Source organism: Chryseobacterium sp. CBTAP 102, assembly GCF_003201365.1.
In the GTDB taxonomy this organism is placed as follows: domain Bacteria; phylum Bacteroidota; class Bacteroidia; order Flavobacteriales; family Weeksellaceae; genus Chryseobacterium; species Chryseobacterium candidae.
This window is the reverse complement of sequence record NZ_QICX01000004.1, coordinates 182494-197248: the sequence shown is the minus strand read 5'-3', so window position 1 is coordinate 197248 and position 14755 is coordinate 182494. Positions and strand designations below refer to the sequence as shown.

Sequence of the window (14755 nt, the reverse complement as noted above, 5' to 3'; positions counted from 1 at the left end):
AAAAAGCAGGGAGTTGTGGATACAGGTGATTAATCTGCTATAACCTATTTTTCTGACGCAAAGATTTCTATTTTTTGAAACTGTTGGTGATAAGCGAACAAAGCATAGAATCAACTTCTTTGCTTCGCTGAAGCTTATGGATAAGCGTACCGCTTCATCAGCGACAAAGTCGCATTGCTTTACGCTTAATGAAAGCAGAATTATTAATAGAAACTTTGCGTTACTCTTTTCAAAAATTATTTTATAAGTTCCTGAAAGGTAAAGCAAAGTTTCTGTATAAAATAGACCTTGTTTTATTTATAATGAGCTGGTAAACAGCCTATTTATCAATCGGTTATGATAAAAGATATGAATAACATCCGTTTCATAGCGCCTGTCTTATTATTGTGCTTTTACCTGCTCCAGCTTTATGAATATTTTAGAAAGGTTGGGCTGGGCATTACCTGAAGTGGGAGCTCCTACCATAATGGTTGCGGTATAAGCGGTTTTTGAAGAAGCATTACTGTCTATCCAGGTATATCTTCTATGTTCAGGTCCGCCGCCGGATCCGTCTATAATCCCTATATTCCCCCAGTACGCGTTCCCCATTGCCCCTGTGCCCTGAGGAAACCAGCTGGTTGATGAGTCTGCCATACCACCCCATACACCTGAAGTAATATTGTTTGTGGTTACAGCTGAACCAATATAGCCTCCATATTCGGTATTATAATTCCAATACAGACTAACGGTGGAACCTGTATTATTAAATAATTGTACGTTAGGATTGGCAAGGGTTGTACCACTTGTAGTATCAAATATTACCCTGATAGAATATTTACCATCCGGGCTGGCAAGAGGTAAAGTATAGGCTTGTTTCCCGTTGGGGTCGGTTGTTAGGGTAGGGTATCCCATCACAGCTACAGATGAAATGTCGGCACGGCTTGTATTTCCTACTGTAGCGGTACAGTTTTGTCCTGCTGTTAAGAAAGGAACTGCAGTGCTGGTTATAGGAAGACTCATGTCATTGTTGGTGGTAGGAGTTCCACTCACAGAGAAAACCAGTTCGCCACCACCAAATTCCAACGTTCCGGGTCTTAGCTGAAACGTTAATCCGTTTACTGTAAAAGGAGTACCGGAATTATACGAACCTCCGTTTCCCCCGGTATAAGTAATTCTCAGGTTTCCGCTGTAAGGAGTACCGGCAGTATAAGTAGCGGGGTTTAGATAAGCTGTACTACATTGTAATGCTGAAATGGCGGGAGCGATGGCATTGGTTGCCTGTGTCAGTCTCTGCCATACTGTTCCATCAAAGTAATAATAGCCAGTAGCAGTAACATTGATACGCTGTCCTGTTGCATCTCCGCCAGTGATATCGGTAATATAAATTAATGCTCCGGTTTGATCGCTGCCATAGGTAGCCGTATTGGCGGTAAGCTCAGCTCTGGTAAGCCTTGGAGCCTGTAATCCGAATGTTTGTGTGTTATTCGTAATCAGTCCCGAATTGTCTCTTGTAGCAGATACATCCAATGTTGTTTTGGGTGAGGATGTATTAATACCTACTTGGGCAAATGAGATTCCGGAAATAAAAATAGCACTGAATTGTATAAATTTTGTTTTCATATGGAGGCGTGATTTTGTATAAGTCAAATGTAGCTTTTTTTTATGAAAAATTAATAAAAAACGGCTTTAATTAATAAAAATTAATTAATTAGTAATATTATGGTTTATTTTTGTGTTTCATATTGGTTTAAAGTTATCTATATCAAATTCTGTTTTTTTATCTGCATCACATTATTTTCTGACGCAAAGCTTACATTTTTGAAACTGTTAATTGTAAAAGAACAAAGGATAAAATTAACGAAGTTGCTTAGTTGAAACATACGTATAAGCATCCCGCTTCATTATTAAGTCACAAAAGTTATTATTAAAGGTTAAACAACATCATTGTTAATGCTTTAGAAAGTATAAGAAAATACAGCACCATTACGTTCACATATGATGAAGGTCTTTGATTATCAACAAAGCTTCAGGGTACTTCTTACAGACAAAGTAAATAACTTAAATATTTAAAAGCTTTTGTTGCTTTTGTAGTTTAAAAAAAGTTAAAACAGCTTTTTTGTGAAATTTACAGTCTGATTCTTTTATGTTTGAAAGAAAAACGATTTACTTATATTTGCTCTGCAAAGCAAATTCAAATGTTCAAAAAAGTAATTACCGTATGTGTCCTTAGCTTTTATTCGGTTTTTTGTTCGGCCCAGCAGGTTCGGCCTTCCAAATCATCTGAAATTTACCGCGAACTCAAAACCCTTAAACACCTTCCTAAAGTTTTATACCTTGCGGCTCATCCCGATGATGAGAATACAGGATTGCTCTCCTGGTTAATCAACGATCAAAATGTAGAAACGGGCTATTTATCTTTAACAAGAGGAGATGGAGGTCAGAATTTATTAGGTACAGAGCAGGGAGCTGCATTGGGGTTAATCAGAACACATGAGCTTTTGGAGGCAAGAAAGTTAGATGGCGCCCAACAGTTTTTTACCCGTGCCATTGATTTCGGATTCTCTAAAAATACTACTGATACTTTTAAACAGTGGGATGCAGACAGCATTACTGCGGATGTAGTTTGGGTAATCCGTCAATTCCGTCCTGATGTTATCATTTGTCGTTTTCCTCCTACTGCTGCTGCTGGCCACGGACAACATGCGGCTTCTGCGGTGGTTGCAGAAAAAGCTTTTAAGCTGGCAGGCGATAAAACAGCTTTCCCGGATCAGCTGAAATATGTTAATACATGGCATCCAAAACGCGTATTGTGGAATACTTTTCGGTTTGGCGGGGTTAATACCACCGCAGAAAATCAACTGAAAGTTACCGTTGGGCAATATGATGCTCAGCTGGGAATGGGCTATGGTGAATTGGCAGGATTAAGCAGAAGTTTACATAAAAGCCAGGGTGCAGGAACACAGTCTGTGGCCGGCATCAGAACTGAATATTTTTCCCACGTTATCGGTGAGCCCGCAAAAGCAACACTATTTGATGGAGTAACAAAGACGTGGACCTCGCAGGGAAACGCTGATATTGACCAGGCATTGGATAAAATTATCTCCTCTTTTAATTTCAATAATCCTGATCTTAGCTTACCTGCTTTGCTTGCTTTGCGAAAAAAGGTCATGGCAATCAAAGATGCAGACCTGAAAAGGGATAAAATGAAATCTCTCGACAATATCATTGTAAGCTGTGCCGGATTTATGGGAGAGGCAGTTACCAGCCAGGCTGAAGCTGTTGCCGGGGAGCATTATAATTTCAGGTTAAATCTGATTTCAAGAACTGCAAATCCTGTTGTTTTAGAGAATGTAAAATGGGTAAGTCAATCAGAGAGTTTTAATAGAGAACTATCAAAAGATTCTTTAATTACCATTCAGCATACCATTCAGATTCCTGCTGATGCATCACTCACAGAACCTTACTGGCTTTCAAAACCACCTGCGGACGCAGCCACTTTTTCTGTTCCCAATGATACGTTAATCGGTTTGCCTGAGGCAGAATCACCCCTGAATGTTTTGCTTGGTTTAAAAATCGGTTCAGAAAAGCTTCAGGTTAAACTTCCTTTATCTTTCAAGAAATTAGATCCGGTTCGTGGCGATGTGGTTGAAGCCTTGCGTATAGTTCCTGCCCTGGAACTGAAATTTACACAACCACTTTATCTTGTCAAAGAAAATGAAGATTTACACTTGAGTTTAAATGTTAAGGTGAATTCTGACAAACAGTACAATAAAGGTACTCTGAATCTGATGTATAACGGAGAACGGTTGGGCAGCGCAGACATAAATTCAGCAAAAGGTAAAGATTTTACCGTGGATTACGTTATTCCCAAAGCTAAGCTGGCTTCTATACACTCATCTCGTTTGCAATTGGATGCCGGTTTTCTTGCGGATGGAGTAACTTATAATAAAAAACAGATATTAATTCAATACCCGCATCTGCCTTCCTTGCAATATTTTGCTCCTGCAACCGTCGTTGTAATGAAAGGAGATATTCAGGCTAAGGTTAAAAAAGTGGGTTATATAGAAGGCGCTGGAGATTTCATTCCTGAGTTTCTACGTATCGCAGGAGTTCAGGTAGATGTCCTTAAAGACGAAGATTTTTATGGTAACTTGGATGAGTCTGCTGGAAACGGCAGTCCAAACAAGCTATCGCAATATGATGCCATAGTGCTGGGTGTTCGTGCCAATAACACAGAAAAAAAACTGGGCCGCTGGATGCCTTTTTTATGGTCTTATGCAAAGGGTGGGGGGAATCTGGTGATGCAGTATAACACCAATCAGGATACAACCGTTAACCAATTGGGAATGTACAGTTTAAGTATTGCCAATAAGCGTGTTACTGAAGAGAATGCAGCCGTTACGTTTTTAAATCCCAATCATAAATTACTGAACTTTCCGAACAAAATTACTATGGATGATTTTACAAGCTGGGTACAGGAACGTGGCGCCTATTTTCCTGCTCAATGGGATGCCGCATATGAACCGCTTTTTGAAATGCATGATACTGGTGAAGAGCCTCTGAAGGGATCAACTTTATATGCCCGATACGGAAAGGGTAATTTTATTTATACATCGCTGGCATTTTTCAGGCAACTGCCTGCGGGAAATGTTGGGGCGGCACGTTTATTTTTAAACTTTTTATCTGCACAGAAAAACTGATGAACAAGCAATTTAAAAATTGGAATACCTGGTATATACTAATGGTTGTTGCATTAGTATTGCAGATCACATTTTATTATGGGTTTACTAAATTCTGGGCATGAGTACTATAGATTGGACAATTCTTATTGTTACACTTGTTGCAGTGGTAGTTTACGGCGTATTCATCGGTCGTGGTCAGAAAAGCAACGAATCCTACCTGAAAGCAGATAATAAAATGCCCTGGTACATTGTGCTTATCGGTATTATGGCTACGCAGGCAAGTGCCATTACATTTCTTTCAGCACCGGGACAGGCTTATACAGACGGAATGCGTTTTGTGCAGTATTATTTTGGTCTGCCTTTGGCGATGATTGTGATCTGTATTACTTTCATCCCGATTTTTCAGCGCTTGAATGTGTATACGGCCTATGAATATTTAGAAAATCGTTTTGATAAAAAAACAAGGGTACTCACTTCACTGTTATTCCTTTTTTCCAGAGGTTTATCAACGGGAATCAGCATTTACGCTCCAAGTATCATCTTATCAAGCGTTTTAAACTGGAATATTTATTTAACGAATGTCTTAACAGGGGGTATTCTGCTGATTTATACCTATGTTGGCGGAGCAAAAGCGATCGCTCACACTCAAAAATTACAGTTTCTGATTATTCTGGGAACAATGGCTTTTGCAGGCTATCTGCTCATTCAGAATATGCCGAATGGAATTGGCTTTAATGATGCACTTTATCTTGCGGGGAAATCCGGAAAGCTGAACGTAATCACTACAGAATTCGATTGGAAAGATAAATACAATATTTGGAGCGGCTTAATTGGTGGCTTTTTTCTTGCCCTTTCTTACTTCGGTACAGACCAGAGCCAGGTTGGGAGATATATTACCGCGAAAGACAATACCAATGCGAAAATGGGTCTGCTGTTGAACGGATTGGTCAAAATTCCGATGCAGTTTGCTATTCTTCTTATCGGTGCTTTACTTTTCGCTTTCTTTTCTCTTAAACCGGCTCCGATTTATTTTAACGAACGTTCCTATCAATACTTAAAGGAAACAAAACCTGAACAGGCTGCGGTTTTTGAAAAAGAACATCAGGATTTACAAATAAAATTTAATGCAGAATCGAAAGAAATTTTAAGGCTTAAAGAAGCTCATTCTCCTCAGCTTACAAAAACAATTCAGGATTTTAAAAATACACAAACAGAAGTAAAAGCACTGCATGGCAGGGTAGAGGAAGCGATCAATAAATCAAACTATAATGCGGAGAAAACGGATACGAATTACATTTTCCTGTATTTCGTGAAAAATACCCTGCCTGTAGGGATGATCGGTTTACTGTTTGCCGTCATTTTTCTGGCCAGCTGGGGTTCCATTTCGGCAGCACTGAACTCCCTTGCCGCCTGCTCATTAAAAGATGTTCATTTGATATTCAGCAAAGAAATTCCTGATGAAAAAACCGAACTGAAGTACAGCCGTCTGCATACGTTGGCCTGGGGTATTTTCTCAATCGGAGTAGCCATGTTTGCCACTCAGATGGGTTCCCTCATTGAGGCGGTTAATGTATTGGGTTCTCTTTTCTACGGCCCGATATTGGGAATTTTTCTTGTCGCATTTTACTATAAAAAAATCAATGGCTCAAATGTATTTATTTCTGCAATTTTATCAGAAATTACAGTTATTGCCGTTTATCAGTTTGATATCATTTCATTCCTTTGGCTTAATGTAATTGGTGCAGCGGCAGTTATTGTATTTTCGGCAATCATAATGCTGTTTTATAAACAGAAAGTAGTAAATTCGTAAACAAACAATAACAAAAATAAACAAATAAAAATAGTATGAAAACAATGATTAAATCTGCTACCGTACTTTTTGCTGCCGTAACACTTTCAGTGAATGCCTTTGCACAGGAGGCTAAAAAACCTGCCAGCCCTCCGGCTACGGCTACGGGAAAAATTAAAGATGCAACTATTACAATAGCCTATAGCAGTCCTTCTGTAAAAGGACGTACAATCTGGGGCGGTTTAGAAGCTTATGATAAAGTTTGGCGTGCGGGTGCTAATGAAGCAACTACTTTTGAAACGGATAAAGATATTACTGTTCAGGGTAAAAAACTACCTGCAGGTAAATACAGCTTTTTCTTAATCCCTAAACAGAGCGGAACCTGGACTGCGATTTTTAATAAAGAACCAAAACAGTGGGGCGCTTATAAATACGAACAAGCTAAAGATGCTTTACGTGTAGAGGTAAAAACAAAAGCTTTACCAGCCACACAGGAAAATCTGGTGTATAAAATAAACAATAATGGATTTACTATGGATTGGGATAAAATCTCAGTTCCTGTAGAGATAAAATAAATAGAAGAACTGAAAATCCCGGTTAATCCGGGATTTTTTTTGTTTAAAGTTTTGAATTGTATCAAAGATTACCATTGAGACCGTTCTATTTCGTTTATTTAAACAGAATAAGCATTTTGTCTTTTTAATTGAGTCAACGGGCATATCTTTAAACACTTTTATAGATGATTTAATTCTTTTAAGCTTAATTAAACAGGAATTAGGGATCCTCAATAAAGCCTTTTAAGAACCAGACAATTCAAAGATTTTGTCAATATCTAAACTTCTGTATTCTGAATATACATGTGAATGAAAATCATTCAATTTTCTGAGCAATTCTAAAAGTTCTGCTTTTTCTTTATTTTCAAGCTTGCCTGCAAGAATTCTGGACGTCATATTCACTTTTTCAACGGAACGGTGGAAATAATCTTCTCCTTTTTCGGTGATGTTGAGGCGTTTACTCCTTTTATCCTCAATATCGTTCTTTTCCTCGATTAGGTCATATTCCAGAAGACGTTTGATAATCTGCGTTCCGGTCTGTTTTTCGTGTCCGTTTCTTTCAATCAGCTGAATTTTAGTGAGATTCGGTTCGTCTTTCAGCCGGTAGAGATAAGTGAATTCTTCATTGGCCAATTCAGGGAAATTATGAAGGCCTTTTCTGATCAATTGTTTAGAATACCGTCCCAAAAGTAAAACCTGTTTGCAGATTTCATTTTCTGTAAAAGAAACCTGATGCTTTTCATTTTTAAAAAGCTTTGTCGGGCTTTCCGTTCTGTATTTTTTATCATTCAGCCACAAGCGGAAATCCTCAACAGTGGAGTGAGGTTTATAGGCTTCGGAGCTTTCAAATTCTTTTACCTGATGCAGTAAATCAATGAAAAAGTCAGTATTCATAGCGCAAATTTAAGCTAAATATTTTTTCTGTAATTACAGTTTTACACTTCCCATTCCGCCGTCAATTCCAATAACCTGCCCTGTGATCCAGGAAGATCTGTCCGAAACCAAAAAAGCCGTAATTTCCGCAATTTCTTCAGCAGTTCCCACTCTCTGTAACGGATGTCTTTTCGCAGAAGCTTCTCTTTTTTCCGGGGTTGATAAAAGTTGTGATGCCAGATTCGTGTCCGTTAAAGAAGGTGCAATGGCATTGACCCTGATTTTCTGGCCCGAAAATTCTGCCGCTAAGCTTTTCGTAAGACCTTCCACAGCATTTTTACTTGCCGCAATAGAAGCGTGAAAAGGCATTCCGAGTTTTGCCGCGACCGAACTGAATAGAACAACCGATGCACTTTCAGATTTTTTAAGATGGGGCAAAAGCTTCTGAATAATTTTAACTGCTCCTAAAACATTGATTTCAAAATCATTTTTAAAATCATCCAAAGAAAGCCGGTTGAAAGGTTTCAAATTAATGCTGCCTGGCGCATAAACCAATCCGTCAACAACATCAGGAAAGCTGATTTCATCTAAATTTCCCGAAAGAATGTCCATGGTATGGAATTCAATATTCGGATGATTCAGTTCCGGATTTTCTGTTCTGGAAACTCCGATGATTTTGTTTTCTGGTGCAAGATTTTTTGCCGTTGCCTGTCCGATACCTTTTCCACAACCGATGATGACGATATTTTTCATATGCAGATATTTATTGTTTTTTAAGATCACATGGAATCGCTGTATCTTCATTGGTGTTTGAGCAAGCTAATAATGGCGATTTCATAATGATTTATTTTTGATATTTTAACGCTATGAGCGTAGGCTTTTTTAATTTGAGACACTTCTACCAGCTCAGTGTGACAACTCTAATACTTTTCGCTTAATTATTTCTCTACTGTCAGGCTGAGCTTGTCGAAGCCATTTACATCAAACTTTTATGCTCTTTTGAACAACTAACTTATTCGTAAACTATTCTTTTATGGTAGGATTAATTACCTTTTCGATATTTTATTATTACTGATCATCCGTTGTCTGCTGCATTTAAAGCGGTTGATTTCTTCGCTTCTTTTTTTCAGATGTTTCTGGCTCACTCCGGAGTTTACTCTTTTTCTCCACAGCTTAAAACTGGATTCTTTCAGCTCCGAACGCATCAGTTCAATCACTTCCGATTCGCTCATTCCAAACTGAAATTGTATGGCTTCAAACGGCGTTCTGTCTTCCCAAGCCATTTCGATGATTCTGTCGATTTGTTGTATGTTGAGGTTTTTATTCATTTTTTTGTTTTTTTAACTGAAATAGTTCATGATGATATCTCTTATACTAACTTTTATTCTGCTTTGTCAGGCTGAGCTTATCGAAGCCTTTTTTTCTTTTTCAGGATTTATATTCAAACATTTCTTGCGTGGCTAAAAGAATCATTTAACATTCCCAATAAACTTCTTTGCTGTTTTAACATGCTGCTTTCTCTTTTCTTCCGGCATCTTCTCCAGCGTTCTCAGCATCATTCCCAGTCTTGGATTTTGGGCAAAGAAATCCTGATGGTCATTAATAAAATTCCAGAATAGGGCATCCCATTGTTCCGCCCAGTCTCCGTTGCTGTAATCACTCATCTTTTTAATGTAATTGCTTCCGCTGATGTAAGGTTTGGTGCTCATTTTTCCGCCATCCGAATAGCTGCTCATTCCATACACATTCGGAACCATCACCCAATCGTAAGAATCAATGAACATTTCCATAAACCACTGATAAACCTCATCGGCACTGAACTGACAGAGATTCATGAAATTGGCAAAAATCATCAGTCTTTCGATGTGATGGGCATAGCCGGTTTTCAGAATTTTCTGAAGTGTACTGTCAATCGGCCGGATTCCAGTTTGGGCAGTATAAAAAGATCCCGGAAGTTTCTGCTGATGTTTCCAGTAATTTTTATTTCGCTGATACGTTCCCTGATAAACATAAACGCCCCGTACAAATTCCCGCCAACCCAAAATCTGGCGCACAAAACCTTCCAGAGAATTCACCGGAATATGATTCTCCTGTGCAAATGATATTGCTTTTTCCAGAACATTTTCAGGCGTTAAAAGTCCGATATTCATCAACGGAGAAAGGACGCTGTGATGGAGAAAATGTTCTTTTTCCACAATGCTGTCTTCATAAATACCAAACTCGTGGAATCGGTTCTCAAGAAACTGTTCCAGCCATTGCTCAGCTTCTTTAAAAGTGGTCGGGTAGAGCTGCTCATCGCTCAGGGTCCCGTGATTTTTGGCGAAATGTTTCTCAGTATATTGTTTCGCTTCTTCATAAAAGTCATTGTTTCGCGGGAAATAAATAGCAGGAGCTTTTTTGTTCTTCGGATATTTTTTGCGGTTTTCTGTGTCGTAGGTCCATTTTCCGCCCAACGGTTTTCCGGCTTTCATCAGAATATTTCGCTTGATTCTCTGCTGTTTGTAAAAATCGGTCTGATGATAAGATTTTTTGTCTTCAAAATAATCTTTCAGATCTTCTTTGGTATTGATGAAAAGCGGACTTTCCAGCATTTCGAGTTCCAGTTTTGTCTTTCCGAGCCTTTTTTCCAGCCAGTTGTCGCAGACATCAGTTGTTTTTATGGTTTTAAAATCTTCTTTTTCAAGCTTTTGAATTAAATTTCTGAGGTCTGAAAATTTCGATGAGCTTTCGATATATTCAACTTCAAAACCTGCTTTTTTCAGCTCATTTTCATAAAATTTCATGGTTGCCCGGTGAAACGCAATCTTCTGTTTATGAAAAGAATATTGTTTAAAAAACAGAAATTCCTCTACCAGAAATACAGGCTGATTTTTATCCAGATAATCCACATCCTCAAAAAGCTGATGTGGAAAAATCAATTGAGCGGTATGTTTTACTGTTTGATCCATAATCTTCTGAATTCCTGACGGGAATCATACATTTCTGCCTGTTTTTCGGGATTGAAAGTTCTGTTACGGTTATCATTTCCGACTCCGGCGAGATACATCCAGTTGCCATAATTGCTATGAACATCGTAATCAATAAGCATTTCCTCAAAATAAGCCGCTCCAATTCTCCAGTCCTGTTTCAGGATTTTGCAGAAGTAGGAAGCCGCATTCTGACGACCGCGATTGCTCATCCAGCCTGTATTTTTCAGTTCAAGCATATTCGCATTCACAAAATCGGAATCAGTTTCTCCATCTTTCCATTTTTGAATCAATATTTTATTTTTTTCGGCAAGATAACTCTGATGATTGATTCCGTTTTTTTGGAAAATTAAATCTTTGTACTGTAAAGAAATATACCTGAAAAAATCCCGCCACAGCAGTTCAAAAACCAGCCAATACGTTGAATCATTAGCTCCGAACTCTTTTTCATATTTTTTAATTTCATAATAAATCGTTACCGCAGAAAGACTTCCGTCCGAAAGCCATGCTGAAAATTTTGAACTGTAATCTGTTCCCGCCAAACCGTTTCGTGTGTCTTTATATCTGCTCAGATTCTGTGTTTCCGGGAAATAATAATGTAATCTTTTCAAAGCTGCATTTTCTCCGCCGGAAAAAGGGAAGGCTGTTCTTTTATCGGTTTCAAAAGCTTCAAAACCTAATATTTTCAAAGAAATTTCATCACTTTTCAGGTGAATATCTGCTTTGTCATATATGTCATTTTCCGATGCAAATTCAGGACGAATCAGGAGATTTTTTTCAATTTTCTGTCTGAACGTTGTGAAAAGCAACGGAATGTTATCCAAAGCTTTAAATGCAAAAAGCGGATGTACCAAAAACTGAGAATACGATTTTTCCCAAATTGCAGACGGAACAGCTTTTTCAATTTTAGCCTGTAATTCAACTTCCTCTTTTGTCCATTCTTCCTGACAGAAAATCTTAACTACTTCAAATTCTTTGGAAATGTCTTTGAAAATATCTGCCGTTTTTCCGTATTTAACTAAAAAAGAAATCTTTTGTTTGGCTAAATTCTGTTTTAAATTTTCAACCGTTTCTAGCAGGAATTTGGCTCTGAATTTAGCAATTCTTCTACAGCCGGACTGCTTTTGAGCAAAAAATTCACAATCAAAAACATAGACGGCAAGAAAAGGTAGATCTTCCTGCATCGCGTTGTATAAGGATTCTGAATCTCTCGTTCTTAAATCTTTGGTGAACCAGAGGATGTTGATTTTTTGTTTTTCCGGCATCTTTCGCTGCAATATTTTACATCGTCCCAGTTTTTCTTCCACTTTTTCCGCCAGCTGAAAGGCAGTCTGCAGACTTCACAGATTTTGGACGGTAATCCTGAAGGCATATTTCTATAGTTTTTATTTTTGACTTCGCTCTTTCCTGATTCTGCTAAAGACACTTTGATAAGCTCAGGGCGGCAACTCTAATACTTTTCGCTTCATTATTTCTCTACTGTCAGGCTGAGCTTGTTGAAGTCTTTATTTATTCTTTAAAAAATTACTTTAAGGAGTTTTTAAAATTATTAATTACCACGTCTTTCGATTTCAAATCATGCATCATGTTATACAGTCCGAAAAACGTTCGGTTCAGGTAAATGAAATGTCTGGAACCGCGGTTGGTGTTCATTCCTTTCATATCACTTGCTTTTGCGTATTTTTGTCCCAGATCGGCGATTTCCTGGAAGAAAGATTCATCAGAAAAATCGAATTTTTCCTTGTTAAAAGGTCTTGTAAATAATTCAAGCAATTCATAGAAAAGTTTAGCAAAAAACTCTTTTTCCTGCGGAGAATCTTCTTCGCGGAGAATTTCCAGTGTGAATAATTTTTCACGGAAAATTTCAGGATCTTTAAGATTTTCTTCTTTAGCCAATTCAAAATACGGAATGTAGAAATCTTCCGGAATCTCTTTGATACAGCCAAAATCGATCACCAACAATTCCTTATTTTCCGAAATCAGGAAATTTCCCGGATGCGGATCTGCATGAACTTTTTTCAGGACATGCATCTGATACATATAAAAATCCCAAAGGGTCTGTCCGATTTTGTTCAGATCTTCCTGCGAATTCTGTCTTTTGGTAAATTCTGAAAAATGAATTCCCGACATCCAATCCATAGTAATGATTTTCTCACAAGAATATTCGGGATAATAATGCGGAAATTTTACATTCGGAAGATGACTGCATTCTTCTGCAAAATGCTGACTTCTTTTAAGTTCCAGATTGTAATCGGTTTCTTCAAACAATTTGTCTTCCACTTCCTGAAAGTAAGATTCCGAACCTTCTTTTTTGATGTTGAACATCTTCATCGCAATCGGTTTTACCATTTTAAGGTCACTAGAGATACTTTCTCTTACGCCTGGATACTGGATTTTAACTGCCAGTTTCTGACCTTCCTTTTTTGCGGTATGAACCTGTCCGATACTTGCTGCATTGACTGATTCGGCGGAAAATTCATCAAAAATATCTTCCGGATTTTTCCCGAAATATTTTCTGAATGTTTTCTTCACCAATGCGCCCGACAAAGGCGGAACGGAAAACTGTGAAAGCGAAAATTTCTCTACGTATTCTACCGGAAGGATATTTTTTTCCATACTCAGCATTTGAGCAACTTTGAGCGCTGAACCTTTCAGCTCTTTCAGAGAATCGTAAATATCTGTTGCGTTGTCCTCATTTAATATTTTACGTGCTTCATCTTCGTCTTTTGTTATTTTGTTTCCGTAGTATTTCAGATAATTGACTCCTACTTTTGCACCAGCTTTCAAGAGACTGCTCGTCCGTTCAATTTTTCCTGTGGGGATTTTATCTAATGTTTTCATTTTTACATTTTGTTTATTGTGTTTTTAAGCGTAGAGGCTTAAATATTCAGTGTCTGGCAAGGCTTATCGAAGTTTTTTTCTGTCATTTTTATTGCAGCCCGACCTGAGTGGAGCTCTTTTTGTACGTTTTCGGAAAAGCTTTGGCACAAAAAAGCGGGAACGGAGGACGGAAATAGCTGCCCCAATCATGAATAGTCATTTTTTGAAACCGAATCCAGATCTTTACTTTAGCTCATTTTAAATTTTTCCTTCCAAAGGAATTTTCCGAGGTCGAAAACTTTTCTCAAGGGTTCGTTGTCCATCAGTTCAAAGCCAGTGTCTATGGTTTTTTCGATAAAAATATCGGTCTTTTCAAAATCGGGAGAAGTATCTTTTTTCCAGAAATCAATTGATGAAATAAAATGCAGCCAAAGTGCTTCCTGTCTTGATTTTTCGTTGAACTTTCGAAGGTCTTCTTTTGCTTTTTCAATCATTTCCCATTCGTTGAAATCCAAAGTGTTGACAAACTGTTTGTGGGTTTCCCGAAGCTTCTGAAGCGTTTTGATATTCTGGATTTTGCTGCTTCCCAGAATGGATAACACCAGGGAACGGTTCATCGTCAGATTTTCAAAGAAAATATAATATACATTCAGGAGTTTTTCCTTGGCTGTTATTTCACTTGATGAATTAACCTCCGAGGCGAGTTCCAGCGATTTTGTGAAAAGATGATTAAGCATTTCTCTTTCAATTTGCTCAAAACCTGAAAAATAATGGTAAAATTCTTTCTCTTCAAAGTCGTTTTCTTTAGCAAAGAGATAAACGTTTTTCGGTTTTTCTCCGTGATTCAAAAGATAATCTCCATATAATTCAAATATTTTTTCCTGCGTGATGTTGGCTTGTTCTTGCATGATAGAATTTATTTACCAACAAATTTAGTAATTAATTTTATTTTAAATTATAATAAAGTATAAATTTATACTATATAAGCGATTTGATTTTTGAATTATTTAAAGATACAGTCACAATATAATAAGCCTGCAAATTGTTTACTGTTTATGCGTTTTCAGAATACGAAGATGGCTGGAATCCTAA

The 14755-nt window shown here is 37.8% G+C and carries 12 protein-coding genes; 3 read left to right on the top strand and 9 right to left on the bottom strand.

Annotated elements, in window-relative coordinates:
• Positions 1-381: 381 nt before the first annotated feature.
• Positions 382-1599, bottom strand: coding sequence for a hypothetical protein (locus C8D70_RS07745; protein ID WP_110366933.1), 1218 nt, complete (start codon positions 1597-1599; stop codon positions 382-384).
• 575 nt (positions 1600-2174) lie between these two features.
• Here C8D70_RS07745 and C8D70_RS07740 point away from each other — a divergent pair.
• From C8D70_RS07740 to C8D70_RS07730, 3 genes are all read left to right on the top strand, one after another.
• A complete protein-coding gene (locus C8D70_RS07740; protein ID WP_110366932.1) occupies positions 2175-4679 on the top strand; it encodes a PIG-L family deacetylase in 2505 nt (834 codons plus the stop codon).
• Between the two features lie 100 nt (positions 4680-4779).
• Entirely contained in the window at positions 4780-6471 is a 1692-nt protein-coding gene (locus C8D70_RS07735) for a sodium:solute symporter (protein WP_110366931.1), read from the top strand.
• A gap of 35 nt (positions 6472-6506) precedes the next feature.
• A complete protein-coding gene (locus tag C8D70_RS07730; protein ID WP_076597825.1) occupies positions 6507-7025 on the top strand; it encodes a DUF2911 domain-containing protein in 519 nt (172 codons plus the stop codon).
• Between the two features lie 222 nt (positions 7026-7247).
• On the opposite strand, the gene C8D70_RS07725 is transcribed toward C8D70_RS07730, so the two are convergent.
• The 8 genes from C8D70_RS07725 to C8D70_RS07690 all read right to left on the bottom strand — a co-directional run bounded on the left by C8D70_RS07725 (position 7248) and on the right by C8D70_RS07690 (position 14571).
• The gene (locus tag C8D70_RS07725; RefSeq protein WP_076597824.1) at positions 7248-7898 is read right to left on the bottom strand and encodes a MarR family winged helix-turn-helix transcriptional regulator; all 651 of its coding nucleotides are present in this window, start codon (positions 7896-7898) and stop codon (positions 7248-7250) included.
• Positions 7899-7931: 33 nt separating this feature from the next.
• Positions 7932-8630 carry an SDR family NAD(P)-dependent oxidoreductase gene (locus C8D70_RS07720; RefSeq protein WP_110366930.1) on the bottom strand — a complete coding sequence of 233 codons (699 nt, stop codon included), beginning with the start codon at positions 8628-8630 and terminating at the stop codon, positions 7932-7934.
• 293 nt (positions 8631-8923) lie between these two features.
• A complete protein-coding gene (locus tag C8D70_RS07715; RefSeq protein WP_076597822.1) occupies positions 8924-9205 on the bottom strand; it encodes a TIGR03643 family protein in 282 nt (93 codons plus the stop codon).
• Positions 9206-9346: 141 nt separating this feature from the next.
• Positions 9347-10825 (bottom strand): cryptochrome/photolyase family protein, encoded by a 1479-nt coding sequence (locus C8D70_RS07710; RefSeq protein WP_110366929.1) that lies wholly within the window; start codon positions 10823-10825, stop codon positions 9347-9349.
• Positions 10810-12108, bottom strand: a complete 1299-nt coding sequence (locus C8D70_RS07705) for a DASH family cryptochrome (RefSeq protein ID WP_110366928.1) — start codon at positions 12106-12108, stop codon at positions 10810-10812. The genes C8D70_RS07710 and C8D70_RS07705 overlap by 16 nt, the downstream gene beginning before the upstream one ends.
• On the bottom strand, positions 12060-12215 hold the full coding sequence (locus C8D70_RS07700; RefSeq protein ID WP_110367015.1) for a DUF2256 domain-containing protein: 156 nt from the start codon (positions 12213-12215) through the stop codon (positions 12060-12062). The genes C8D70_RS07705 and C8D70_RS07700 overlap by 49 nt, the downstream gene beginning before the upstream one ends.
• 152 nt (positions 12216-12367) lie before the next feature.
• Positions 12368-13684, bottom strand: coding sequence for an ABC1 kinase family protein (locus C8D70_RS07695; protein WP_110366927.1), 1317 nt, complete (start codon positions 13682-13684; stop codon positions 12368-12370).
• A gap of 227 nt (positions 13685-13911) precedes the next feature.
• Positions 13912-14571 (bottom strand): TetR family transcriptional regulator C-terminal domain-containing protein, encoded by a 660-nt coding sequence (locus C8D70_RS07690; RefSeq protein ID WP_076597818.1) that lies wholly within the window; start codon positions 14569-14571, stop codon positions 13912-13914.
• Positions 14572-14755 lie beyond the last annotated feature (184 nt).

Coding starts and splice junctions, on each gene's coding strand:
- C8D70_RS07745 (WP_110366933.1), bottom strand. CDS start 1,599: ATGAAAACAAAATTTATACAATTCAGTGCTATTTTTATTTCCGGAATC.
- C8D70_RS07715 (WP_076597822.1), bottom strand. CDS start 9,205: ATGAATAAAAACCTCAACATACAACAAATCGACAGAATCATCGAAATG.
- C8D70_RS07735 (WP_110366931.1), top strand. CDS start 4,780: ATGAGTACTATAGATTGGACAATTCTTATTGTTACACTTGTTGCAGTG.
- C8D70_RS07730 (WP_076597825.1), top strand. CDS start 6,507: ATGAAAACAATGATTAAATCTGCTACCGTACTTTTTGCTGCCGTAACA.
- C8D70_RS07725 (WP_076597824.1), bottom strand. CDS start 7,898: ATGAATACTGACTTTTTCATTGATTTACTGCATCAGGTAAAAGAATTT.
- C8D70_RS07695 (WP_110366927.1), bottom strand. CDS start 13,684: ATGAAAACATTAGATAAAATCCCCACAGGAAAAATTGAACGGACGAGC.
- C8D70_RS07710 (WP_110366929.1), bottom strand. CDS start 10,825: ATGGATCAAACAGTAAAACATACCGCTCAATTGATTTTTCCACATCAG.
- C8D70_RS07700 (WP_110367015.1), bottom strand. CDS start 12,215: ATGCCTTCAGGATTACCGTCCAAAATCTGTGAAGTCTGCAGACTGCCT.
- C8D70_RS07705 (WP_110366928.1), bottom strand. CDS start 12,108: ATGCCGGAAAAACAAAAAATCAACATCCTCTGGTTCACCAAAGATTTA.
- C8D70_RS07720 (WP_110366930.1), bottom strand. CDS start 8,630: ATGAAAAATATCGTCATCATCGGTTGTGGAAAAGGTATCGGACAGGCA.
- C8D70_RS07740 (WP_110366932.1), top strand. CDS start 2,175: ATGTTCAAAAAAGTAATTACCGTATGTGTCCTTAGCTTTTATTCGGTT.
- C8D70_RS07690 (WP_076597818.1), bottom strand. CDS start 14,571: ATGCAAGAACAAGCCAACATCACGCAGGAAAAAATATTTGAATTATAT.